We start from the raw sequence: 26207 nt of genomic DNA on the forward strand, positions 1-26207 counted from the left end.
TAATTATTTTTCTTTCTATATCTAATGATTTAAACACTTCGTTCGGAGCAACTCCACTATTAATAATAACAGTATCATTCATCTACTTTGAAAATTATTGTATCTTGATCAATATTAGTTACTATAAAATTATTATGTAAACTAATCCTCCTTCAGATTGTCATGTATACAAAAAATTATTACAGTGAAGCAAATAAGGATAAATTACCGGATTAGGTGTAAATTTTGTATAATAATAAATTTTATTAGATGATAGCCCCGATAATTTTCTAATAATATCCTTTTAAAAGTATAATTATGCATCGTGATTTTCCATTAACAAAGGATTATACTTGCTTTTTTCAACATGTGTTGTAGTAATATCTTTAATATCAGTTTACAATTTACACTTATTGCAAAAGGAGGAGTCAAACTGAATAAAATATATCCTCTAAAGTATTTAAGCCATTTTTATAGTATTATAGTCTAAAAGGTTTGCCGCTTACATAAAGTGGATATGTCATAAGAAAGGAGAATTTACATGAAGACGATAGAGATAAAAAGATTTTCTGTTGGTAGTGTTGTAAAAAGCACATTGTACTTATTATTTATCCCCATTATTGGGATGATTATTTTCGGATTATTTTCTTCCTTATTATTGTTTACCGAAGATGGTGTCATCGCCTTTACTGGCATTTTATTTATGCTTTTATTATCTCTATTGTATGCGGCCATTTATTTTGGCATACTTGCACTCATGACCGTTATTTATAATTGGTTAGCTGGAAAGTTTGGTGGCTTGACGATGGTAATTGAAGAGAAAGAGTAAAGAAACTAGGCTGGGATCATTTCATCCCAGCCTTACTGGTGTTTTAAGAGTTTAAATGTAGCATTTTTTTATGGTAGATTCGAATGATTGTAAAGATAATTGCTGTTACCCATATGAGTGCGACAGCACTATACACAATGGGATGAATCTCTTCATTACTAATCCATGTTTGTACAATTGTTTGAATGTTAATGAGAATGATGAATCCTCCAACAAGCACCCCCATTAATTGTGGATTTAATTTCTGTACAAGCCAAGCAGCGATAGGTGCTGCAATCACACCCCCTACCATGAGTGCTCCCACCCAAAGCCAATTTACCTCGTTCCATCCTAAAGAAATAAGAAAACCAATGGATGCAGAAAGGGCAATCGCAAATTCACTTGTGTCAACAGTCCCAACAACTTTCCTTGGGCTTACCCCTTTTTTTGAAAGCAATACTGGTGTTGTAACTGGACCCCAACCGCCACCACCTGTGGCATCAGCAAATCCGGCTATAAAACCTAAAGGAATCGATTGCTTTTTACTGAGATTGATCGATGACTTGTGGCTACTTTCCTTATATTTAAATAAAAATCGTATAAAGATAAAAACACCTAATAGTAAAAGGAAAAGGGCAATATATGGCTTAGCTAAATCACCTGGGATATTACTTAAAAATGTGGCACCTAAGAACGCACCAATGGAACCAGGGATGATTAACTTAAATACTGTTTGTTTATCTACATTGCCAAATTTAATATGTGAGATACCTGAAGCGGCAGTAGTGACAACTTCAGCAAGATGTACCGATGCGGAAGCAACGGCAGGTACAATGCCAAAAGCAAGTAAAAGCGATGTAGAAGTCACTCCGTATGCCATTCCAAGAGCACCATCAATTAACTGTGCGAATAAACCAATAAAAATAAAAAGCAATAAATTTTTCATGGGTAACACCTCTTTCGTTAAATAAAAAAAGACAAAATCTATTTTCTAGATTTTGCCTTCGGTTGACCGAACAGCAGCTATATGTAATGCTTCTAAGCTCTCTCTTTGTTGTTTATTATTTACACGGAATTCATCTGCTAGTACCTCTTGTAAATAGTCATTTTTTTCAATCTTACTTATAGGCAATTTTTTAACCAACTGCCTATATTCGGCAAGAAACGCTGTATACTCCGTCCAACTTTCATCAAATTGTTTACTTAATTGTTGTTTTAATGCTCTTGTTAACTTTGGACTACTGCCATTTGAAGTAACCGCTACTTGCAGATGCCCTCTCGTTACAGTAGCGGGGAAGATTGTATTGCCATCCGTTAATTCATCTACTACACAAACTAACTTTTGCTGGGTTAATATTTCGCCAAAATGGTTATTAATCGCTCGATTATTGGTGGCGAGAATACAAAGAAACGCATCCTCGAAATCAGCCAATTCGACCTCTCTTTCTATGCATTGAAAATGATTTTGTTGCGCTAATTTCAAGACTTCATTTGAAAATGCAGGTGCGATAAAAGTAATATTGGCTCCTTGTTCTAATAAAACTTTCGCTTTGCGTGCGGCAATCTTCCCACCTCCCGCAATGACAATTGCCTTATTACTTAAATCAATAACGAGTGGTTGCAATCTTCTGGGCCCCCTTTATTTAAATATTGCATCAATCGAAGTTGTATGTTGGAGATGCGACTTAACGGTTCAATGATGAAAGTTTGATCTCCTAAAGCTCTTTTTTGTTCGGTGAATTGCTGCAATTCATCTAGTAATAACCCTGAAAATAATAAGTAAGGGATAATAATTACTCTATTATTTGTACGATTCTGTGATAAATGGTAGCCCTCTTCAAGTCGAGGAGTGGCTGCAGCAAGAAAGCAGGAGGTTACGTTATTCACAGCTAACCTTTCCTTTAACCCAGTTGTAATTAAGTGGAAATCCTTATAAATGTTCATATCGCTACTTCCACGTCCTACTACAAGTAAATGATCTGTTTCGGTAATGGGAGAATATTTTTCGTTTATTAAATCAGTTATTCCGTCTAAAATATAGCTCTGGACGCCAAAAGGTGGATGCAAATTGATTTTAATAGCTGAAAAGCGCTTCTTCAATAATAGTAGAAGGCCAGGAATATCCTTCTTGTAATGCCCTCCTTTTAATAAAAGTAACGGAATGACATCAATTTCCCGTGCTCCTTGATGAACACAAGCTTCTATTCCTTGCTCAATCGTTGGGGCACATATTTCTAAATAGGACCATTCTTGTATAGGGACATTTACTTGTTTCATGATGGTCTGCAAAAAACCTTCTACTTCCCGTATCCCTTTTTTTGACCTTGTGCCGTGAGCAATATAAAGGATGGCTTTCATTCGCTATGTACCTTCTGAAGGGCTGAGCCATTTTCAATATACCAGTTCAGTTCGTCTCGTAGTTTAACGACCTCCCCAATAATAATCATACTTGGATTGATGATTGCTTCTTCTTCCGCTAAGTTTACAATCGATTTTAAATTTCCAGTTATCGTCCGTTGTTTTAATGTTGTTCCCCACTCCACAATAGCAATTGGGGTATCACTATTTTTTCCGCTTTTAATAAGATGATCGACAATGACAGGCAATTGTGAAACACCCATATATATACAAAGTGTATCAACCCCATGTGCTAAGTGATGCCATTTTTGGTCAGCAACTGAGTCACCCGCTTGATGACCGGTAATAAATGCAAAGCTTTGACTGATTTGCCGATGGGTGACAGGAATGCCGGCATAGCTCGCAGCGCCAATGCCAGCAGTAATCCCAGGAATCACTTCAAATGGAACACGATGTTTCACACATTCAAGGGCCTCTTCTCCTCCACGACCAAACACGAAGGGGTCCCCACCTTTTAGGCGAACAACTGCTAATCCTTTTTTTGCATATTTCACGAGGAAATTGTTGATCGTTTCTTGTTTCATCGTATGATAATGAGGAAGCTTCCCACAATAAATCAATTGTGCCTCTTCTCTCGCAAATGATAAAATTTCCTGATTGACTAGTCGGTCATATAAAATTACATCCGCTTGCTGAATTTTTTTTATTGCTTTTAATGTAAGTAATTCAGGATCACCACAGCCTGCACCAACAAGGTAAACATAACCCTTCATTTATCCGCCTCCATTATTCATCTAATATAAAACCGATTTTTTTCGTTATTCGTTTCTTTTCTCTTAACGTGACCTCGTCTATTTCTGGCAATTTTAAATAATATTTTTCTAGTTCAATATCTAATTGGGTAAATGCTTCATCATCAGAATCAGCTACAATGACTGCTGGAATTTCCTTATTTACCAATGACAATTCAAACCTATATAGAAAGGCCATCTTTATGATTCTCCAATACAATATTTAGTTGATCTTGCAAAGATTGTGTGCCATTTCTTTGTACAAAAGTATAAAAGTTCTCACCTGCCATTTTTTCTTTATTAAAAAAATGTAGTAGATGTTCAAGTGTATCTGTGAGGAAGTTGGCTGGTACTTTTCCTTTTAACTTTTTGTTAAACTCTCCGCCAGATTCTAACGTTCCTCCAACATACACTTCATAAGCTTCTTCCATTTCCTTATTCTTGTTTCGTACCATCACACCTTGTAAACCGATATCGGCTATTTGCCGTTGACCGCAGGAATTCGGACAACCGATCATATGCATGCGTACCGGAACATCAACAGTTAAGCGACGATCGAGTTCTTCTGCAATTTGGCGCATTCTTTCCTTTGTCTCAACTAAGGCTAAGTTACAAAATTGGATACCTGTGCAAGAAACGGAATGTCCGATGAAAGAATTCGGATTCACTGTAATTCTATTAAAAATGGGCTCGGCTAGTAGCGATTCTACATGTTCTTCTGGGATATGTGGAATAATCAAGTTCTGTGAATTACATGTTCTAATTTCACCTTGACCATATTGATCAGAGATTCGAACAAGTTCAAATACTTCATCAGCTGTTAAACGGCCGACAGGTACATTAAAACCGATGAACTTAAGCCCTGATTGTTTCTGATCATGGACGCCATAGAAATACCCTGCATTCCATTTCTTCACGGGTTCAACTCCTTTAGAAGGCAATTCCCCTGTATATTCTTCAAGTTTTTCTTTAAATTTCTCTACACCCCAGTCAGCAATTAAAAACTTTAATCTAGCACGATGACGTTTATCTCGATAACCGTAATCTCTAAATATTGTCGTTACGGCAATAGCAATCTGCAACACTTGCTCTTTTTCTACAAATATATCAACGGTTTCTGCCAGAAAAGGCTTAGCAGATAGGCCTCCCCCTACTTTTAAATGAAAGCCTTGTTTTACTTCACCATCAATGTTTTTTTCAGCCGGTGTAAAAGAGACACAGTTAATTTCTGCATTAGCGGCGTTGTGTAAGTTTGTACTGATAGACATCTTATATTTTCTTGGTAAATTCGAAAATTCCTCATTAAATTGAAAATACTCATACACTTCTTTGACAATATCTCTCGTATCAAATAATTCGTCAGGGTCGATGCCTGCAATCGGATTTCCGACTATATTCCTCGTTATATCCCCACATGCACCAGCACTGGAAAGGCCAACACTTTCTAGTCTTGTAAAAATATCAGGGATTTCCTCAATTGTTAACCAATGAAATTGAATCGCTTGTCGCGTCGTAATGTCGAAAATCCCGCGACCATAATCTTTGGCAATACCAGCAAGAATATTCGCTTGTTCCTTCGTTAAAATTCCTGAAGGTACATTTACGCGCATCATAAAATAACCTGCTTCTTTAGGCTTTTGCAAATACAAGCCTGCCCATTTGAAAAGATCCCATTGGTCTTTAGGAATAGACGAGAAGCCATTCTTTGCATAATGTGGAATGTCTTCATAAATTTTCAGTCCATCTTTTTCGAGTTTAGCTATTTCGCTTTTGTTTAGTTTTTCATTATTTGACCAATGCTTTGTATAAGCCATTGCCTACAACTCCTTAATGATTTGTTGTTGTTGCAAAAACGATAGTATTTCAGTTATTGCTTCCTCAACTGATAACCGGTCGGACCTAATAGTTAAATCCGGATGTTTAGGAGGCTCATAAGGTGAATCGATTCCGGTGAAGTTTTTTATTTCACCTCTTCGCGCTTTCTCGTATAATTTCTTCGGGTCTCTTTTCTCACATTCTGCTAACGGGCAGTCAATAAATATTTCAAAAAATTCATTGGAAGCAAACTGTTCACGTACACAATCACGGTCTGCAGAAAATGGTGAGATGAATGCCGTAACAACAATTGTTCCACTATCAACAAACAGTTTAGCTACTTCCCCAATACGGCGGATATTTTCTGTACGATCTTTTTCAGTAAAGCCTAAGTCTGCATTTAGACCATGTCTGATATTATCTCCATCAAGCACATATTCCTTTATGCCCTTCTCAAATAGTTTGGCTGATAAGGCATTCGCTAAAGTTGATTTACCAGAACCTGATAATCCTGTAAACCATAATGTGCAACTGCTATGTTGCTGTTTACTACGGCGCTCGTCTTTTGTAATCACGGCATCATGCCAAGTAAGGTTACGATTCGTCATATTCATTCACCCTCTCGTAACCGTTGCATCTGACTTTAATCCGTTAATCAATACATCAATCACTTCTTTACGACTAAATGTGGAAGGTGGCTGTTCACCCTTACTTAATAGCTCTCGTACTTTTGTACCGGATAAAATTACATGATCTTCCATTTCATGAGGACAAGTTTTATCTGAAGCCATTCCCTCGCAACGGTGACAATAGAAACTATGTTCAAAGAACAACGGTGTAATACCCAGCTCTTCTTTCGTAAAGTTGTGGAAAATTTCTTGGGCATCGTATGTACCATAATAATTGCCAACACCAGCATGGTCTCGCCCAACAATAAAATGTGTACACCCGAAGTTTTTTCTAGCGATAGCGTGAAAGATGGCTTCCCTCGGCCCAGCATATCTCATTGCTGCTGGGTATACACCGAGGTGAACACGTTCACGAGGGAAATATTCTTTTAAAAGAATGCGATAACTTTCTAAACGAATAGTTGCCGGGATATCATCTGCTTTCGTTTCACCGACTAAAGGGTTCACAAATAAGCCATCGACAGTCTCAAGGGCGGCCTTTTGAATATACTCATGGGCACGATGAATCGGGTTACGTGTTTGAAAGCCAACAATCGATTGCCAACCTTTTTCTACAAACAAAGCCCTAGTGTCTTTTGGCTCTAACCAAACATCTGTAAAGTCTTTTTTCTCAGGTTTTCTTATAAGGGTGATCTCACCAGCTACGTAATGATTGCCTCTTTCAAAAAGTCGTTTCACACCTGGATGCGCATGGTCGTTAGTTTGATAAACATGATGTGCCTCTATCTCTAAATCTGGTCTAAACCATTCCGACACTGTGATGACTCCATAAGTTGTATTCTCGAAATCCAAGCGATATTGTTCCCCTTTATCGAGTTGTTCTGCAACCGATAGATCAACAGGTAATGTAATGGGAAGTGACCAAACCGTGCCATCACTTAATCTCATTTTTTTCACGACAGATTCATAATCTTCTTTGCCTAAGAAACCGGTTAGTGGGCTAAATAGGCCAATAGCAATCAACTCTAAATCACTTAATGCAATTCGGTCGATTGCGATTGTTTTTGTCACTTTAGCTAGATCGAATTGTGGTTCATATTTTTGAATTAATGTTCCTCCATGTGGACTAGGTAAGCTCATTTGTTTACTCCTTTTTATGAATTAGTATGCAAGCCGCATTCTGTTTTCGTTAAGCCTTGCCAACGACCCGCGCGGGAATCAGCGTCTTCATTTGTTGGTTGCGTGCAAGGAAAACACCCAATACTCGGATAGTTCACATCATGTAAAGCATTATAGGGTAATTGTTTTTCTTTGATATAATCCCAGACATCTTTCGTGCGCCAATGAATAAGTGGACAAATTTTGATGTTTGTGAATTTCTCATCCTTGTTCACAAAATTAGTATGCTTTCTTGTGGGTGACTGTTCGCGCCTAAGACCTGAAATCCACGCTTTTTTTCCCACCATTGCTTCTTGTAAAGGCAGTATTTTACGTATTTGACAGCATTGATTCGGATCTTTTTTCCACAATGCCGACTCGTAACGAGCGGCTTGTTCATCTAATGTTAAATGAGGTTTTTTCATTTCAACTTGAAGCGCTGGAAAACGTTTTTTTATATCTTCAATCACTTGATAAGTTTCTGGAAAGTGTAAATCCGTATCAAGAAAAACCAACTTAGCCTCTCTTTTGATTTGCGTAATTAAGTCGATAAGAACGATGGCTTCGGCACCAAAACTAGAAGCATACACAATTTCGTCCTCGTTGTACGTGTGATAGGCCCACTCTAGAACAGACAAAGCGCCTTTCGAGTGATCATCGGTAGTAAAGCTTGCAGAAATATCCTGCCAGTTCTCATAAGTAATCGCCTGTTGCATTTCATCCCTCCTTTTCCGATAAAAAAAGACGGCATTTCCCCATTGAAGGAAAATGTCCGCCTTTAGTTGTCTAATCAGCGAATGACTATTATTTTTTAAGAATCACCTCTTATACAAAAAACACCTTTTCAATAAGAAAAGGTGTGAGATAACGATTCATGACACCTTATCTTTCAAAATGAATCAACATTTTGCTGGAATTAGCACCTTGCATTAAGCAGGTTGCCGGGTTTCATCGGGCCAGTCCCTCCACCTCTCTGGATAAGAAAATATTGGATAAGATAAATCCTAACATACTATCAATAAAAGTCAATACAAAAATCTAATTTTTATGATTTGTCAGAATCATACTCCTATATCGCAATAATTTCCCGCTGAAAACAACTAGGTAAATAAAATACCTATTAAAAAAAGATAATTTCGTCTGAGGGCGATTCTCAAGCATCCTAATTACTGGAAAAATATAATTTTATTTTCATAGATTTCTATGATAATATATAAGTAAAGATAATTACGCATTATCTTTACTATACATAATATAATTATTGTTAATTATAAAGGAGTTCCTTCTTATGGATGAATTAATTTTATTACATACCATTTCAAATGAAGATTATTTACTGCAATTACAAAATCGGCTAGCATCTAGTAACTTACTAGATTCCAATCGAAATCTCAGCTTAAAAAATGCCAGTGATCAAGAATTACTTGAAATGTTTTTTGTCGTAAAGATTTTTACAAGTAATAAAGAGTTATCTCCCCATACTTTGAAAGCTTATCGTACAGATGCAAAAACATTATTAATTTTTATGAATGATCATCAGCTTGGATTTAGAGATATCGGTTTTCCAGAAGTGAAAGCCTATAATCATTATATTAATGAAAAATATGCACCAAAATCGGCAATTAGAAAATTAGAATTTTTTCGGAGAATATTAGACTTTGGCTATGAGACACAATTTTATGTCGCACATTTATCTACGTGGGTTTCGAAACCTTCTAGTAAAAAAGGGCATTTTGCCCAACCGGATAGCGGTCAAGTACGAGAACTAACACCTCATGATGCTGAACATTTGATAGCCTGCTTTCCCCAAGTTGTAAAAGCAAAGAAAAATCGAGAGGCCTTGCAAAATCGCAACTTATTAATTGGATATTTACTTTATACAACCGGTATGCGTGCCAGTGAGTTATTAAGCTTGAACTGGGGAAGTTTTCGTATTAACCGTAGAGGAGCACTTTATGCTGATGTGTTAGGAAAAGGAAAAAAGCATCGTTCCATACCCATTCGAGGAGAAGTAAAAGAAGTTCTCTTTACTTATCGAGAAAGTATTTGTGCACCGATAGAATGGAATAGCAATGATACAACGCCTCTCTTCTTCTCCCTCTACAATAAAAATGATATTGAGACAGATCCAAAGCGCTTGTCCTATCCTGCCTTGTATAAAATTGTAAAAGAAGCCGTTACCTTAGCAGGAAAACAATCAAATATCTCCCCGCATTGGTTCAGACATACATTTGTTACGATGTTGCTCGAAAACGATGTCCCCCTTGCCGTTGTCAAAGATTGGGCTGGACATGCAGATATATCGACTACCAATATCTACTTGGAAAGGATTAATCAAGATGATTCATTTAAACATTTACAAAAAGTGTCTATATTTCAATAATACCCCTATAAAGTTTGTTTTGCATGCCATCCCCTTTTGAATGTTTGAGGCAATGGCTTCGGACTATTCGCCTGTTTATCTTTAAATTGGTGAATAGTCATATCTATCAAGAAAAGAATATAAGCTTTTTCTCTATCACTCTGCATTCGTTTGTCGTTTGCTACCTTTAGATTTCATGTCAGTCCGTACCCTTTAGTTAGCTCATTACAATTTTTACCTTTGCTTATGTGGGAGTACTCAATAAAGGGGCTGGGTAATCACTAAATGAGCTAACCTTAAAAACAATCAGTAACAAATGATGATCTTAAGAACATCATTTGCAAAAAAGTCCTTACCATTGTGCTACAGACACTCGCTTTCCGAGATAAGGGGCTGAGCTTCCACGGCATTGCTTGCGGGGTCGCAGCTTTCCCATTTCACTATTTACATCATATAAGGAAATCATTACAAAAAATCCGAATGATTAGATGTTAGATACGCCTAATCACTCGGATCAATCCTTAGCTAGAATACTTATGTCCCAACCTCTTTTGAAAATATGATGATGTCTAACAATAAGATGAAAATAAGCGCTACTACATGCGGAGATAGGCTGTTTGATTTTGAGTAATCGCTATCTTCTTATTGAGTCTCTTCCTATTTAATATATTGTGTTTTAGATAATGCTTGATTCATATAAGCCAGTTCACTGGCTAAGTTTTTCACTCTTAATAAGACATCTTTATCAATTAGTTCGTTCTTATGATTGAAATGATCAATATGTGCGTACACATAGCTTGGAGATACATATGCACGAAAATAGCCTGCAATCGGTTTTAATTGATTTTCAATTACGAGATAATGTTGATATGTTCCTCCTGTCGCAATAAATCCCATGACTTTGTTACGAAATACATCTGGAGGAACTAAATCAAACAAATTTTTAAGTACGCCTGTTATCGATCCTTGAAAAATAGGTGATCCGATAACATAAAAATCAGCGTAAGTGATGGTTTCAATCACTTTTTTTGTATCATCATTGTAATCAGAAGGATGTCTGCCATCACAAAATTGCAGGTCAAAATTCTTTAAGTCTAGTAACTCTACTTCTATTTCAGGGTGAATTGATTTTAATTCATCTAATACTTTATTTACTACGACTAACGTTTTCGAGCCTGTTATTGTTCCAGAAATCCCTAATAATCGCATCCTTAATCTCCCCTTTATTTAGCATTGTTAATATAAGATTAAGTTGCAATATTTATGCCAATTTAAAAAGTAGTGATTAGATGACACAGCTTATTTTATATGTATCATATTCGAACCAATATGATGAATTTTGCAACATTGGGAGCGTTAAGATTCGACGATGATTATATTCAAATTAATTCTTCTTCATTTAACTTCCGCCATAATGTACTTCTGCTGATCCCTAGTAATTTTGCTGCCTCACTTTTGTTCCCATTTGTTTTATTTAGCACATCTTTGATTGTACTCATCTCTGCCTTTTTTATTAGATCTTGATATGACGTATTTTCGGCATAAAGGTCAGCACTTAATTGTGAAAAGTCATTATCCTCTAATGTTTCAATTAAATAATTCATTAACTCTTTTCTAGTCAACTTTATTGGTGACTCTAAGTAGGCAAATAATCGTTCAAGATTGTTTTCCAATTCCCTGATATTTCCCTGCCACTGGTACTCTGCTAATAGTTCTGTCATTTCATAAATGTGCTCATTTATCGTATGTGAAAAATGAGGATATCGCTTGGCAGTATAAGATAAAACCAAATCTTCCAAATCTTCTTTGCGTTGATTTAATGTCGGTAAAATAAGATTTAATACACTAATACGATAAAATAAATCTAAACGAAACTCACCTTTCCTCACTTTTTCAAGCAAGTTCACATTTGTAGCAGCAATAATTCTCACGTCTATTGGGATAATCGAAGCACTTCCCACACGTCTAACGACTTTTTCTTGAAGAATTCTTAATAATTTTGATTGCATGCTTAATGGGATTTCTCCTAATTCATCTAAAAATACAGTACCTTTATGAGCAAGTTCGAATAAACCTGCTTTTCCCCCTTTTTTTGCGCCTGTAAAAGCACCTTCTGTATAACCAAAAAACTCTGATTCAATTAAGTTTTCCGGGATTGCTGCACAATTGATTGCAATAAAAGGTTCAGATGAGCGAGAGCTTTCATTATGTATACTTTGTGCAAAAAGCTCTTTCCCAGTTCCTGATTCTCCAATGATTAAAACATTTGCATCGGTTTTCGCAAACTTTCTGGCCTTTAACTTTGTCTTTTGAATCGCTGTACTCTTACCGACAATATCATGAAAGTCGTAAATGGCGCGATTGGATTGATCATATAACTTTTTTCTTATTTTCTTTTCATGTTTTTGTATCTCGTCCGTGTCCGAAATAATGATAACCGTTCCGTCAAAAATATCTTTAACATAGATTGGGAAGGAGTTTAAAAATAAAGTTTTGTTTTTATAATCAAGTAATTTCCCCTTGATAAGAACATTTTGTTTTGAGCTTTTAGAAATAAAACCAAACTCCCCAATTTCATTGATTGAAATCCCTTTCAAATCTCGATATTTTTGTAGATCTAACAATTCGATTGCTTTTTGATTGATTTGAAGGATTCTGTTTGTTACGTTTAAACTAATGACACCTTCATTAAAGTGTTCTAATATATATTCTTGACGTTTTAAATTACTTTGCTCTTCAAATCTCCCGGCTAATACATTGAATGCAATATCGACTGCCTGTTTTACACTTTCTCTTCCATACCAAATGAACCCGCTTAATCCTTTTTTAATAGCTTTAGAGACAATTAAGCCAGAACCTATGACACTTTTTTGTTTGTTCGCAACAAGCTTATCTATTAAATCATCAATGGACTCTACATTCGGATAAGAGTATTGGTTAATCTTTATATTCAATAAATTTTCTAAATCCGACAAATCTTCCTTAAAAAACTTTTCTTTATAATTAATAATATTAATTTCATTTCCAAGTCGTACGGCTTGATTTAATGCTTTTAGAAATTCATTCGTTTGTACGCGAAATGGAATCAAATGCCCTCTAACATGACGCTTCTTAAACTCTTCATAAATGGTAGCACCACAAATTAATACATCATCATTTTGTATATAGGTAGGGTTTTTCAAAATATCTTTTGCTTCTAATTTTTGCACTACTAATTCTTGGAAATTTTGTTTCCTTATTGAGATTTCTTCTTCGACAAACACATCCAAAGGTGAAAAACCAGTTACAAATAACTTCATCCTCATCCCCCCTTATCTAACGATATTAATGAAACATTTGGGTATGTTGATTTTCAATTAATTTAACCATGTTTTCACATTTTCATAGAGCATCGTATGGATTTGTTCTTCACTTACCCCATCAGCTATCAACATAGGAACCACTTTATCTAATAAAAATGTCATTGACCAATCGGGGTATACTTCCTTTTTTAAACTTTCAGGTTTATATCTATCTGTCGTACAACAATAATCTTGTGATAAAAACATTCTATTAGTGTATCCTTTTTGAATAAGCGCGTTTATTGTCGCATTTCGTCTTTCTGTTGATAAAGTAGAGGTAAGACCATAGCGGTCCATTCCGATATAAACCCCTTTATCTAACAATCTTTCGAGATAACCCAGTTGGTCAGTGTCCCCACAATGACCGATTAGGACTTTATTCAATTGAACGCCTTCCTCTTCAAAAATTTCAATTTGAGTGAGGCCATTTTCTTTGGAGGGTACTGAATGAGTCATGATAGGTACTCCTGTGCGGAGGTGTGCCCGAGCGACTGCTCTTAAAACTTTTTCTACTTGAGGAGTAAGACCAGGAACATCCGTTGCACATTTTAAAAAGCCTGCTTTGATCTCACTATTTTGAACGCCTACTTCAATATCCCTTACAAATTGTTCTACCATAAAGTCGATGTCATTGAACATAAAGCGTGTCGGTAAATAATGAAATGTAAAGATACCTGTAGCAGCAATGATATTTACTCCTGATGCCCTAGAAACCCTTTGCATAAATCTGACGTCACGATCTAGTCCCATTACACTTGGATCAAAAATAGTCTGTACCCCTTGTTTCTTAACACCAAGCACTTGTTCTAAAGCTAATTGATATTCTTCATCATGATTGTATAAATGGGGGAATTGAACAGCGACTTCTTCTGCTCTTGTCCTTAAATGTTCATGGATAAGTGTTTTACCTAGTTTGTTGACTTCAATTGGCCCGGTAACCGAATGAATTACTTTCATATATTCAACCTCCATTCATTTTTTAATTATTTCATAAATTTATAATTTTGAATACAAATGAAGGGAGAAGATAGATGTAGTAAACGTTTTCATTTTCACCTTCTCCCTGATTGAAGCAAGTTGGATGTACTTTTGAAGAAAATTGAATCACCTTACGTAATTCGGTAGAAATAGGGCGATTTCAGGGAAAATATATAACAATATTATTAATGATAGAATTGGAATCATGAACAATAGTGCGCCTTTAAATATGGATTGAAGGTCAAGGTCGTCCACGACGCCCTTCAACACAAAACAATTCATCCCAACTGGTGGTGAAATTAAGGCCATCTCTACGAGGAGAACAATAATTACGCCAAACCAAATCAAATCAAATTCAAGCGCTTGAATGATTGGCATGATGATTGGGATTGTGACGACAATCATTGCCATTGTATCCATAATGGCTCCTAAAATTAAATACATAAGCACAATGAGTAAAAAAATCATTGTTGGTGATAATTCTTTACTAAATAAAAAGTCGGCTAATAGATTCGGTACTCTCGTAATCGTCAAAATAAAGTTTAAGAGAAATGCCCCCATCACAATAGCGAAAATAAAACCAGTCGTTTTTACTGTACTAAAAATCGCTTCACGAAATCGAGCGAATGTCAGTTTTTTTCTTAATAAGGCAACAAGTAAAGCACCTAATGCCCCAAAACCAGCTGCTTCTGTAGCGGTGAAAAATCCGATATATATTCCACCCATAACTAGGATAAATAGTAAAATAATCCATATATTCGTTTTTAAAGATTTAACTTTTTCACTCCAAGGTACGTTGTTCTCATAAGTCCCCGAAACTAAACTAGGCTTAATCAATATACTAATCCATATCGTTAGCATAAAAAAAAGCGTCAATAAAATTCCAGGTACAATGCCTGCCATTAGTAACTTACCTATAGATTGCTCGGTCATCATGCCATAAAGAATGAACATGGTACTTGGAGGGATAAGTATACCTAATGTTCCTCCTGCGACAATCGATCCACCTGTTAAGCTTTTAGCATAGCCCGCTTTGAGCATTTCTTTTGATGCGACGACTCCAATGGTTCCTGTTGTTGCTAAACTTGAACCTGAGGAAGCGGCAAACATAGCCGATGCCCCAATGGTTGCTATACCTAAGCCGCCTTTAAGCTTGCCGAACCAATTCTTGAATGCGGTGAATAATTCGTCACTAAATCCAGCAACATATAAAAATTGTCCCATTAATACAAATAGAGGAATGGTACTTAATGTATAGCTATAACTATGGTGCCAAATGATGCTTTCAATAGCAGTAAACAATGCATTTTCACTTTTTAAGACTAAAATACCTATACAGGCAGGTACCGCCATTGCTACTACAATCGGAATTCTTAAAAACATTAAAATAAACACAAAAACTAAAACAATTACACCTATAGCAGTTACATCCAAACGAATCCCCTCCCTACTTTCCTTGTGTGAGCAACTTAATGTGACCAACTATCTGCTTGATTGATTCAAATCCCCAGCCGATGAAACCAAATATTAATAGGGCTTTAAAGTAGAAAAAAGGTATCCTGAGAATGATAGAGGCTTCGGCGAGATCAAATTTGATGAAAAAAACATAAGCAACTAAAAAAGCGAAAATCGTAATTAATATAGAAGAAATTAAATCAATCACATATTGAACTTTGATTGGGAAATGATCTGCTAGGATCCCTACCGAAATATGAGCTCTTTGATTTTCAGTATACGAAAGGGCACCGACGATCAATGTAACCATTGTTAATTGAACAAGCTCAACATCACCGACAATCGGACTGCCTAAACCTCTTGATATAGCTGAAAAGGCAACAATTATCATCATTACAATCAATGAGAGGAATGCCAACCATTTATTGAGTTGAGTACATTTCGAAATTATTTTCGCCCACATCTTTAACCCTCCAATCACAAATGATCACTACTATTAAAATATGTCGGGGCTCATTTAGTAGCCCCTTTTCATTATTCTGGAATGATAATCCCTTTATCTTCAAGTAGACTTGTAAAGTACGCCATCATTTCTTCGCCAGGATAGCCTCTCTTATTTGCAATTTCTACCCATTGATCCATTACAATTTTTGCAGGTTTTCTAAACGTAGCTAGTTCTTCTTCAGTAGGAATGATAACTTCGCCACCATCTTCTTTTACATTCATTTCAAAAGTATTTATCGCCTTGTCGGCACTTTGAGTGTAAAGGTCTGTAATCAAACTAGCGTATGCAGGGCCAAATTTTTCATAAAACATCTCTTTTATCTCTTCAGGTAAGCTTTCTAAAAAGTCTTGATTCATCATAAACATTTGTGTCGCCACACCAATATCTACTTTCGTCATATAAGGGCTCACTTCTTCTAATTTGAATCCATTTGCACCGACTGCAGTGTAAGCAACGGAATCGACTATGCCTTTTTCAACAGATTCATATAATTCTGTATTATTCAAAGATACTGGTATGGCGTCTAACTCTTTGAATAACTCGATTCTTTCAAGAACGGAATCGGCTATCTTTAGTTTCTTCAAATCCTTCATCGTACGAATTGGTTGAGTACTATATAATTGATAAGCGTCAGTAGAAGAAATTGACATAAATTGTCCTTCTTTAAAAGTATCTTTCATATACTTATCTTTGAATTGAGAAAGGACAGATTCTGCGATTGCGGGGTCATCAATTAGAAAAGGCAAATCACCAATAGTTAACGGGAAAAGGTCTGTATCTATATGTCTACCTGGTGATACAATCCCAGCTTCATAAAGACCTGATTTTATATCTTCATAGGCAGAAGAAAGCTCTCCTAAAGCAGCGCTAGGGAAAATATTAACTTGAACAATCCCATTCGTCTCTTCTTCAACCATTTCTGCCCACGGCTCTGCTACTTGTTTGGTAAAAGGATGTACAGGTCCGGCTGAAACATTTAAGTTTAATTGATATATTTTTTCGCCGGAAGCTGTTTTTTGAGAAGAACAAGCTGATAAAAACAAGAGTGAAATGAACAGTGTAACTATTACTGCCTTGTATCTCATAAAGTTCCCCCCTTTTTAGTAAACGTTTTCATTACGACGCATTAGCGAATGGAATGTTCTGTCTGCGAAAAATATGGCATCACTTTTTCTGAGAACAACTTCATCGACTTTAACACTTGCCGTTGTGGTTGACCGCCAATATTCATCCAAAGAATCATATTATTTAAACCTGTAATTCTCTTGTATTCTTGTATATCATGTATTACTTTTTCTGGTGATCCAACTAATGTATTCTCCGATTGTAAAAAACGTTGGTAATCTATATTTCTTTCTCTATCAATCACACCAAATGTTGGTCGGTTATCCCTTTCACTCATATACCATTCAAGCCCTTTTCTATATTCCTCTTGTGCTTGTTCAGTTGTTTCTGCAACATAGCAGAAAAGTAACTTTCCAGATCGAGCAACCGCATTTTCAACATATTCATGAGTTAAACCTGATTCAAGTGCAGACTTTTTATACAATGCAATCTTGTGATTCGTATCTTCATTCGTTATTCCTCCTAGAACAAATGAATGCCCCTGTTTTGCTGCATTAATGATAGAAGAATCATTACCGGATACCATTACAAATATCGGTGGTCCTGAACGACGGACGGGTCTTGGGTAAACAGGAATGTCTTTAATATCAAAGAATTTTCCTTCATAAGTAACCTTCTCATTTTTCAATGCGGTTGTAAGAATATCTAATGACTCTAAGTATTTTTCATGACGTTGATCAAAGTCAATATTATATGCTTCATATTCTAAGGCATCGTAGCCTTTACCAACGCCTAAATACAATCTACCATTACTGATAATATCAACTAATGCCATATCTTCAGCTAATTGTAATGGATGATGGAGAGGTAATCTAGAAACGGCAGAGCCCAGCATAATTGTATTCGTTTGTGCGGCTGCAGCTGCCAGATAAACAGATGTAGAACTAACAACACCATAAGCACGAGCATTATGTTCAGCAATCCATGCTGAATGAAATCCTAATTGATCAGCACCCTTTATTTGTTCTAATCCATCACGTAACTCTTCTGCATCCGTTTTCCATGGGGCTACCGAATTCAAGAAGAACAGTCCAAATGTCATATCTTTTCCTAAAATAGGCATTATCCAACACTCCATTTCATTTGATTTTCAACTTTTGACTAAAAATTACAATTTAAATAGAGACTATTTATTGTATCTATAGAATTCCTTAAATCTAAGGACTTCTTTTTATATTTCTGAAAGCGCTTCTTCCAAAATGGGCAAGCTTATATGAAAAGTACTACTGCCTTGTGTACTGACAATTTTTATAATTTCCATTATCTCTTCAAAGCTAGCTCCATACTTCAATGCATTTCTTATATGAATTCGAATCCCATTCTCGAATAAATGTGTTGTAGAGCTATCGATTGCAATATAAATAAATTCTTTTAGCTTTGCACTGATGATGTCTTTTTCCCAAGGGTTTGTTAAAACTTTAAGATAACTTTCAAAAAATGGCTCATCATTAACTAGAAGTATGTCACGAAAACGATTCCAATAGCCCATTTTCTTTATAAACTGATCTTTTTGTTCCTTTTGCCTTTCGTTCAACTGTACAGGCATAGAATCGTTTGAGTACGCATTATATTCATCTACTAAAATCGGTACTCCTACTGCACAAGTATGCATGCCTAGCACACTAACGAGTTTAAGAACCTCGAAGATTTCCTCTTTTTTTGCCCCGTGATTGATTGCGTTTTTCATATGCATTTCTAGTTTGCTTTGGCAAAGGTTTGTCGGAGAAGCGTTTATTGCGATATGAATCAGCTCAATTGTTTTTGCATCAAAAATACTATTTGTATAAGGAGTACATAAGAAGTCTTTGTATATATGATAAAAGTCAGTATCGAAAGTCGATATATAATCCATTATCGAATCCCAATAACCCATTTCTTTTAGTTGATCTTTTGCGATGGTTTTTTTAGTATTGCCGTTAGTTTCCAACGATAAAACCTCCTTCCGTAGGACGAAGAGATGGATTGATCCGTCAAGTAAAACTGGTGACTTAACTTGTTCTACATGATCAATTTTTCTATCCCCTTTTATAGTCTGTTAACTATTTGGAGCTCCTGATACATAGATGATTTGCCCTGTAACGTAATCGGATTTTTCTGTTGCCAAAAATTCAATTACATTTGCCACATCTTCTGGTTGACCAATTCTTCTTATTGGATTCCGATTGAGTATCGCTCGCTTCATTTGATTGAAATTTTCAATTCCTCTCTTATGTGCATCGGCTTCAGACACTTTACTCATCTGTGTTTCGATATAGCCGGGGGCAACCGCATTAACATGGATGCCGTGGGGACCAAGTTCAATGGCTAAAGATTTTGTCAGTCCTTGAATGCCTGCTTTTGCAGCAGCATAGTTGACTCTTCCTTGTGTACCTAGAGCTGCGACGGATGAAATTAAGATGATCTTTCCTTGTTGCTGTCTCTTCATATAAGGTGTAACCGCTCTACAACAATTAAAGGAACCTTTTAAATTTACATCAATGACTGTATCCCACTCATGATCCAACATATCATCAATTAGATGATCTTTTAATATTCCAGCACAATTGATCAAAATATCAATGCGATTAAACTTTTTATATACACTCTTTACAGCTTCTTCAACCTCTCTTCTATTCCTAATATCTACTTTTATTTCCTCAATATCGTCTTGATAGCCCTGCCATTTTCCTTGTTGTAAATCAAAAACAACTACTTTTGCTTCCTCACTCAACAATTTCTTCACTGTTGCTTCGCCTATTCCCCCTGCACCGCCTGTAATAATAGCCACTTTCCCTCTGAACATCCTGATAGGCATCCATTCCTCCTTTTAAATTTCTTGTTCATTAAACCATTGAATGGTTGGCTTAAGGCCCAATTCATTTATTTTCTCTCTAATTGATTGAATCCCTTCAGTCGTATGGATAATTGCATCCTGTTCTGGACCAAACATTACACTCGTTCTAAATCCTTGAATGTCCATTACGCGATTATGTGCTTGCTTCTTTAACTTCAAGATATCAAGAGGTGTTTTTGCAATTCCTTTAGCAATTTCTAATGTTTTATCTTCTAATTCAGCTTCTTTAAAACAACGAGCGGCAAATCCATACTCTGTTGCTTCAATACCTGTTATTCTACTTCCAGCTGTTAAGTCTAGTAATTTTGCTCGTTGATGCCCAATATGCCACCCCCAATAAATCCCGACAAATCCTCCTCCAAGAGGCAGAGAGGGAAAGCCAAATTGGGCATTCTCCGCTGTGATGACAAAGTCACATGAAGCTAATAGCTGTGTACCCCCTGCCAATGCATAACCATGCACTTGAGCAATGATTGGTTTGGGAAAGGCCCATATTCTTAACCATCTTTTCGTAAATTCCTCTAATTTATCTCGATCTTCAGTGACAGTCGGATGACTGTACTTACCAACATCGTAGCCTACACTAATAGAATCATCTTGTTCAATTTCGTTTAGCGCTTGATCAAGTTCTGTTAACAGCTGGTTATTTAAAGCATTTAATTTTTCTGGGCGATTCAATATGATATAGGCTATTCTTCCTTTTTTTTCTTGTAATACTGATAATTCTGACATCTGATGACCTCCCATATATATTTTTTTAAAACCCACCACCACTAACATCCAATGTTACACCTGTAATATAAGATGCATCGTCTGAGCTTAAGAATGTAACAGCAGCAGCTTGCTCATGAGGTGCGGATGGTCTGCCGATTGGAACATTTCTTAATGTAGATCCAACATCTCGGTTCTTCCATATTTTCTGCATTCTCTCACCACTAACACAATAGCCTGGAGCAATTGCATTAATCCTAAATCCTGATGGGGAAAACTCTTTTGACATATGCTTAGTTAAACCTATAACAGCCGCCTTTGCTGCACTATAATGTGGCCTCATCGAATTATTTGGGTTGATTGCTGCTTGTGAAGCCATATTGACAATTGTTCCTTGTGTCCCTTTTTCAACATGATTTCTAATAAACGATTGAGATACGAGGAAAATACTTTTTGTATTTAAATCAAATACACGATTCCACATGTCTTCTGTTAGTTCCAATAGATGAATGGGGTGTTCCATACAACCTCCACCCGCATTATTTATTAAAATATCGATAGTACCTAGTTGTTTCCAACAATCTTTGATGACATTGTTCACTTGATTACTCGATGTGACGTCACAAATCTTCGGTAGGCAAGAACCAGGAACTTGATGATTGATTTCATTACAAGTGACATGTAAAGATTGTTCGTCTATATCTAATACAATCACGCGAGCTTCTTCTTGAACAAAACGCTCGACAATTGATCTGCCAATTCCTGAGCCTCCTCCAGTGACGAGCGCAATCTTGTTTTTTAGTTTCCCCATTTCAGCTCCCCCTTGTAATAATCCTTCTGTTTAATTAAAGTTCAAGTCACCTTTTAATAGGCTTCTAGCTATTGTTCGTCTATGGATTTCTGATGTACCATCAGGGATTCGCAGGATTCTGGCATAACGGTATCCTGCTTCAAGCTTTAATTAATTTGAAACGCCGACTCCTCCATGAACCTGGATGACTTTATCATATACACGCCCTAACATTTCCGTACAGTAAGCTTTTACCATCGAGATTTCTTTCACCGGTTGTTTTTTCGTGTTTTCAATTTTCCATGCGCAATGTAAAGCCATATTCCTAGCAGCATAGATATCCATGGCAGATTCTGCGATCATATTTTGAATAGTTTGGTGCTCACCTATTGTTTTTCCAAACGTTTTTCGCATATTTGCATAATCTATTGCCTGTTTCAATGCCCATTGAGCAGAACCGATACATTTCCCGCTCATCCCTAATCTGCCATTATTAATCCCGTGCATAGCCTTTGTAAAGCCTTGATCTAATTCTCCAATAATATTTTCTTCTGGAACTCTTAATTGATCGATGCTAATAATTCCAGCATCCCCCCCTAATTCCCCCATAACTGGAATGACTGAATCTACGTTGAAGCCTGTGCTATTTGTTTCAACAAAGAAACAAGTAATTCCACCTTTTCTCTTCGCATGTAATTCGGGATTTGTCACTGCAAATAACATACAGTAATCCGCATAAGGTGCATTCGTTATCCACTGCTTTGTTCCATTTATTACCCATTCATTGTTCACTTTAACAGCCTTTGTTTTAATCCCCCAAACATCAGAACCGGCATCTGGTTCAGTTAAGCCAAAGCATAATGTTTTCTCTCCCTTTCTTATCCCATCTAGATACTCATCTTTTAGTTCTTGTTTCAACCCTCTCAGTACTGGTGTAATTCCATTGGTAAACGGAGAGGGAATCACTATAGGGTCGATTAGTTTTCGATTAGGATAGTTTTTTGCAATCGCTTCTTGCGTTAATAATGCCGTAATAGGTCCAAGCTCCTCTCCACCTAGTTCTTTATCCCCGAACATTGTATAAAAGCCAGCTTCTGCTGAAGCCACTCTTACTTCTTTTCTTAAGCTCTCAACCTTTGGATGACGTTTACCATTTTCTAGATAATAATTCCTTTCATTGTAGAGTAATCCTGCGTTTTCTTCTTCTAAAGGAATGACCTTTTTATCAATAAATTGTTTTAAGCCGTTTATAATTTCTAAAGTTTCTTCTGGTACAGTAAAATTCATGCATAATCCTCCTTCATTATTTATTTAACTTAATTTCATCAATGCGTCTGCAACCTTTACACCTTTCCTACCTTCAAACACCATAATAGGGTTAAGGTCAACTTCCTCTAAAACGCCTTCTTGCATACTGATTACAAAACTAAACTGTGAAATGAGATTACATAATGAGTCAACATCGTACTGAGTTTTTCCTCGAAACCCTTTTAAAATCTGGCTTGCTTTTAATTCCTCTACCATTTCTTTCGCAACTTTTGGCGATACCGGCGCTTTTCTCATTGAGACATCTTTAAAAACCTCTATAAAAATGCCTCCTAAACCGACAAGTATCATTTGGCCAAAAATAGGGTATCTCTTTGCACCGACATACATTTCTATCGAATGATCGTTTATCATTTCCTGTATTAACACGCCATCAAATGCTGCCTCTTCTTCGTTTTGAATAATCGTTTTAAGTTGATTGAAAACTTCTTTTACTTCTTGGTCACTGTTAATATTTAATTGCACTAGTCCCTTTTCAGTTTTATGTAATATTTGTGGTGACATGCCTTTTAACACTACTGGATACCCTATTGAATTTGCCGATTCCACCGCTTCTGTTGGAGATAGTGCCAATTGCTCTACTGTTATAGGAATCTTGTAATGACTTACTATTTGTTTGCTTTGAAATTCTGTTAACGCTTTTTTACTAGAGTATGAAATGAATTGATTGATTCGATCAAGCGGTACCCTCACACCCTCGTCAGCAGACATTTCTTCTAGATGGTTTTTAGATTTTCTCAATTCATTCATTGCGGAAAGAATCTTTACAGCTCTAGTTGGGTCTTCATTTAAGACCATTCCCGATTCATGGATTAATTTTTTTGCTTCGGGATTACATAATGTAACCATGACACAAGGAGTATCAGGAAATTGTTGTTTCATATGCATCAGAGATGTAAGCTTTGTAGCTAATGAATCCGGTTTCAATCCTGAAAAGCCTAAGAACACTATTGCTGCATCATATTGCCCACTCTCTAAAACCGCTTTCATAAAATCTTCTAATAATGTCGGCATGTAAGAGACTTGTGCTGTAGTATCGAGGGGGTTTTTCACTCCAGCAATAGGAATAATTGATTTTAAATGTCTTTGAACTTCTTTAGGCGTTTCTGGTAAAGTGAGTCCGTTTTCTATTACTTGGTCGGAAAGCATAATGCCTACACCTCCAGAGACCGTAAAAATGGCTACGCGGTCCCCTTTCATCCGCGGTAATTGTGCGAATGCGTTTGCTACATCAATAAACTCATCGATCGTCTCTGCCCTGTAGACGCCGTACTGTTTAAAAATCGTGTCATATACCGAATCAGAGCCGACCATTGAACAGGTATGTGACATAGCCGCCTGCATACCTACATCTGACTTTCCTACTTTTAGTAAGACGATTGGCTTTTTCTTTTGCGCAGCTAACTTAATCATATTGATTAATTTTTTTCCATCTTTTGCTCCTTCAAGATAACAGGCAATCACACTTGTTTTATCATCATGTACCAAATACTCGATGCAATCTGCCACATCAATATCACTTTCATTTCCAGTGGCAACAAAGTGACTAAAACCGATATGATGTTGTCTTGCTAAAGTAAAAACATGTGATCCAAATGCCCCACTTTGACTGACGAAACCAATTTTCCCTTCAGTTAATGGTTCTTCGTTTTCTAATATGGTGGAAAAGGTAGCATACATTCTTTTACTTGAATTAAATAACCCTAAACAATTCGGCCCTAATACTCTAATATGATGTTTTTTGGCAAGGGCAGTAATTTGCTCTTGGTCTTTTTTGCCATCTTCCCCTAATTCTGAGAAGCCAGCACTAAAAATAACAACAGACTTCACATTCTTTTTGATACAAGCTAGAAATGTATGGAGAACTAATTTTTGTGGCAACGCAATAATTGCTAGATCAATCTCACTTGGAACATGCATAATGGTCTCATAACACTGCATGTCTTCGATCATTTCATAATTAGGATTAACTGGAAAAATGCTTCCTAAGAATCCATATTTCAATAAATAATCTAACGGTCTGCCACCAATTTTTTTTTTGTCAGGGGAACAGCCTATAATGGCAATACTTTCAGGCTCAAATAGAGATTTTAATTCATTCCGCATAAAAGACTCCTTTCATGAAGTAATTATTAACCTTGTTGCAATTTGTGTGCCGAAAAATTTAGAATAATTAAAATAATGGAGATAACTATTCTTGTTATAGAGAATCTTAAGTGACGGAGGGTGAAATTCAAATATCAAAACGATGAATGTGTTTCAAAATAAAATACTAGCTTTTTAAAATGAAACAAATAAAAGATTTCATACTGTTATTTCGGAACATCATTTTCATGAATGTTAGTCTTATTAAACGCATAGTTAGTTTTTTAACTGAGCAGGTTTGAATTACACTGGATAAATGGGGCGGCGGTTAGGTTGGATGCTAGCTTTTTTAATTGAAAAATCCCTCCTGCAAGCAGAGGGATCCTCAATCATAAACGCTATTGTTTCTTACTTTTTAATACATAAGTTGCTCTCCCTGTTGCTAATAGCTTTCCATCTTCATCAAATATATCTGCTACACCAACTACAAGGGTCCCTCCTTTATGAATAATTTTGCCTTCTGCTTTTATCACGCCTTTTGAAACTGGGCGGAAATAATTAATATTCATTTCAGCTGTCATAGCATTATGATGGTCTGTGAGAATGGTTCTAACAGCTGTCCCAATGACAGAGTCGATTAAAACTGATATTACGCCTCCATGAACAACTAGATTCGGTTGAAGTAATTTCTTACTTACCGGTAGAATAAGTGTCGCCTTACCATCATCAATTTCTTCCAACTTCACCCCGATTAGTTGACGAAAATGATTGTTTTTCATCCGGTGTATTTCTTTATCCCATAGCTCATTTTTCAACGAAATCTCCCCTTCCTCACATAGGTATCTAAACAATTATGTATCATGCAAATTATATGCCTATCTCAACAAGTAAAGATTCTCCCAAATACTTTGTTAACTATTAACTGATGAAAAGCTGGTTGCCTTCATTGGATTGTTTGAATAGAAATATGAAAAAGACAGCCTGGGCGAGCTGTCTTTTTCTCCGTTTGAGGTGAATCAGTTTTTCAGAAGGATTACTATACTATATGTACAAGCAGGGAATGTGGACAAGGACAATGGTCTAATTTTTAAAATTTGGGCTACACTTAAATTTGATACTCTTTATTTAATTCCTTTAATTTTCGTGCGAGTGAGCTAA

At 36.2% G+C, this 26207-nt stretch carries 24 protein-coding genes, 1 pseudogene and 1 riboswitch; of the genes and pseudogenes, 2 read left to right on the forward strand and 23 right to left on the reverse strand.

Features of this window, described 5'->3' with window-relative positions:
* Nucleotides 1-520 precede the first annotated feature (520 nt).
* Complete coding sequence (locus MKX83_RS12075) at nt 521-808, forward strand: hypothetical protein (protein WP_341055524.1); 288 nt, start codon at nt 521-523, stop codon at nt 806-808.
* Nucleotides 809-851: 43 nt separating this feature from the next.
* On the opposite strand, the gene MKX83_RS12080 is transcribed toward MKX83_RS12075, so the two are convergent.
* The 9 genes from MKX83_RS12080 to MKX83_RS12120 are packed head-to-tail and all read right to left on the reverse strand — an operon-like array spanning nt 852 to nt 8254.
* Nucleotides 852-1733 (reverse strand): sulfite exporter TauE/SafE family protein, encoded by an 882-nt coding sequence (locus MKX83_RS12080; protein WP_341055526.1) that lies wholly within the window; start codon nt 1731-1733, stop codon nt 852-854.
* A 45-nt stretch (nt 1734-1778) separates the two neighbouring features.
* Nucleotides 1779-2411, reverse strand: a complete 633-nt coding sequence (locus MKX83_RS12085; RefSeq protein WP_322909325.1) for an NAD(P)-dependent oxidoreductase — start codon at nt 2409-2411, stop codon at nt 1779-1781.
* Nucleotides 2387-3145 carry a sirohydrochlorin chelatase gene (locus MKX83_RS12090; protein ID WP_095373298.1) on the reverse strand — a complete coding sequence of 253 codons (759 nt, stop codon included), beginning with the start codon at nt 3143-3145 and terminating at the stop codon, nt 2387-2389. Before MKX83_RS12090 ends, MKX83_RS12085 begins: the two co-directional genes overlap by 25 nt.
* Nucleotides 3142-3918 (reverse strand): uroporphyrinogen-III C-methyltransferase, encoded by a 777-nt coding sequence (cobA, locus tag MKX83_RS12095; protein WP_095373297.1) that lies wholly within the window; start codon nt 3916-3918, stop codon nt 3142-3144. Before cobA ends, MKX83_RS12090 begins: the two co-directional genes overlap by 4 nt.
* 13 nt (nt 3919-3931) lie before the next feature.
* Entirely contained in the window at nt 3932-4135 is a 204-nt protein-coding gene (locus MKX83_RS12100) for a DUF3906 family protein (RefSeq protein WP_095373296.1), read from the reverse strand.
* The gene (locus tag MKX83_RS12105; protein ID WP_095373295.1) at nt 4119-5750 is read right to left on the reverse strand and encodes a nitrite/sulfite reductase; all 1632 of its coding nucleotides are present in this window, start codon (nt 5748-5750) and stop codon (nt 4119-4121) included. The genes MKX83_RS12100 and MKX83_RS12105 overlap by 17 nt, the downstream gene beginning before the upstream one ends.
* 3 nt (nt 5751-5753) lie before the next feature.
* Nucleotides 5754-6359, reverse strand: coding sequence for an adenylyl-sulfate kinase (gene cysC, locus MKX83_RS12110; RefSeq protein WP_322909326.1), 606 nt, complete (start codon nt 6357-6359; stop codon nt 5754-5756).
* A gap of 6 nt (nt 6360-6365) precedes the next feature.
* Nucleotides 6366-7520, reverse strand: coding sequence for a sulfate adenylyltransferase (sat, locus tag MKX83_RS12115; protein ID WP_341055531.1), 1155 nt, complete (start codon nt 7518-7520; stop codon nt 6366-6368).
* A gap of 14 nt (nt 7521-7534) precedes the next feature.
* Nucleotides 7535-8254, reverse strand: a complete 720-nt coding sequence (locus MKX83_RS12120) for a phosphoadenylyl-sulfate reductase (protein WP_322909328.1) — start codon at nt 8252-8254, stop codon at nt 7535-7537.
* A gap of 163 nt (nt 8255-8417) precedes the next feature.
* Nucleotides 8418-8522: riboswitch (SAM riboswitch) on the reverse strand.
* 304 nt (nt 8523-8826) lie between these two features.
* On the opposite strand from MKX83_RS12120, the gene MKX83_RS12125 reads away from it, so the two are divergent.
* The gene (locus MKX83_RS12125) at nt 8827-9921 is read left to right on the forward strand and encodes a tyrosine-type recombinase/integrase (RefSeq protein WP_341055533.1); all 1095 of its coding nucleotides are present in this window, start codon (nt 8827-8829) and stop codon (nt 9919-9921) included.
* A 636-nt stretch (nt 9922-10557) separates the two neighbouring features.
* On the opposite strand, the gene MKX83_RS12130 is transcribed toward MKX83_RS12125, so the two are convergent.
* The 14 genes and pseudogenes from MKX83_RS12130 to MKX83_RS12195 form a co-directional block, all read right to left on the reverse strand.
* Complete coding sequence (locus MKX83_RS12130; RefSeq protein WP_340974886.1) at nt 10558-11109, reverse strand: NADPH-dependent FMN reductase; 552 nt, start codon at nt 11107-11109, stop codon at nt 10558-10560.
* Between the two features lie 170 nt (nt 11110-11279).
* Nucleotides 11280-13199 carry a sigma 54-interacting transcriptional regulator gene (locus tag MKX83_RS12135; protein ID WP_340974888.1) on the reverse strand — a complete coding sequence of 640 codons (1920 nt, stop codon included), beginning with the start codon at nt 13197-13199 and terminating at the stop codon, nt 11280-11282.
* 57 nt (nt 13200-13256) lie between these two features.
* On the reverse strand, nt 13257-14198 hold the full coding sequence (locus MKX83_RS12140) for a phosphotriesterase family protein (RefSeq protein WP_095373289.1): 942 nt from the start codon (nt 14196-14198) through the stop codon (nt 13257-13259).
* Between the two features lie 147 nt (nt 14199-14345).
* Nucleotides 14346-15653, reverse strand: a complete 1308-nt coding sequence (locus MKX83_RS12145; RefSeq protein WP_307313921.1) for a TRAP transporter large permease — start codon at nt 15651-15653, stop codon at nt 14346-14348.
* Between the two features lie 13 nt (nt 15654-15666).
* The gene (locus MKX83_RS12150) at nt 15667-16137 is read right to left on the reverse strand and encodes a TRAP transporter small permease (protein WP_307313920.1); all 471 of its coding nucleotides are present in this window, start codon (nt 16135-16137) and stop codon (nt 15667-15669) included.
* Nucleotides 16138-16208: 71 nt separating this feature from the next.
* Nucleotides 16209-17264, reverse strand: coding sequence for a TRAP transporter substrate-binding protein (locus MKX83_RS12155; RefSeq protein ID WP_341055538.1), 1056 nt, complete (start codon nt 17262-17264; stop codon nt 16209-16211).
* A 41-nt stretch (nt 17265-17305) separates the two neighbouring features.
* Entirely contained in the window at nt 17306-18367 is a 1062-nt protein-coding gene (locus MKX83_RS12160) for an LLM class flavin-dependent oxidoreductase (protein ID WP_341055541.1), read from the reverse strand.
* Nucleotides 18368-18475: 108 nt separating this feature from the next.
* Nucleotides 18476-19231 (reverse strand): carboxymuconolactone decarboxylase family protein, encoded by a 756-nt coding sequence (locus MKX83_RS12165; protein ID WP_341055543.1) that lies wholly within the window; start codon nt 19229-19231, stop codon nt 18476-18478.
* Nucleotides 19232-19339: 108 nt separating this feature from the next.
* Nucleotides 19340-20098: an SDR family NAD(P)-dependent oxidoreductase gene (locus MKX83_RS12170; RefSeq protein ID WP_341055545.1), complete on the reverse strand. Its 759-nt coding sequence runs from the start codon at nt 20096-20098 to the stop codon at nt 19340-19342.
* Nucleotides 20099-20110: 12 nt separating this feature from the next.
* A complete protein-coding gene (locus tag MKX83_RS12175; RefSeq protein WP_341055548.1) occupies nt 20111-20869 on the reverse strand; it encodes an enoyl-CoA hydratase-related protein in 759 nt (252 codons plus the stop codon).
* A gap of 25 nt (nt 20870-20894) precedes the next feature.
* Nucleotides 20895-21659: an SDR family NAD(P)-dependent oxidoreductase gene (locus tag MKX83_RS12180; RefSeq protein ID WP_340974906.1), complete on the reverse strand. Its 765-nt coding sequence runs from the start codon at nt 21657-21659 to the stop codon at nt 20895-20897.
* Nucleotides 21660-21689: 30 nt separating this feature from the next.
* Nucleotides 21690-22925, reverse strand: a pseudogene (locus MKX83_RS12185) (acyl-CoA dehydrogenase family protein).
* A 24-nt stretch (nt 22926-22949) separates the two neighbouring features.
* Nucleotides 22950-25070, reverse strand: coding sequence for an acetate--CoA ligase family protein (locus MKX83_RS12190; RefSeq protein WP_341055551.1), 2121 nt, complete (start codon nt 25068-25070; stop codon nt 22950-22952).
* Nucleotides 25071-25447: 377 nt separating this feature from the next.
* Nucleotides 25448-25864, reverse strand: a complete 417-nt coding sequence (locus MKX83_RS12195) for a PaaI family thioesterase (RefSeq protein WP_340974911.1) — start codon at nt 25862-25864, stop codon at nt 25448-25450.
* Nucleotides 25865-26207: the final 343 nt, after the last annotated feature.

Source organism: Cytobacillus sp. FSL M8-0252 (assembly GCF_038007345.1).
Taxonomy (GTDB): domain Bacteria; phylum Bacillota; class Bacilli; order Bacillales; family Cytobacillaceae; genus Cytobacillus; species Cytobacillus kochii.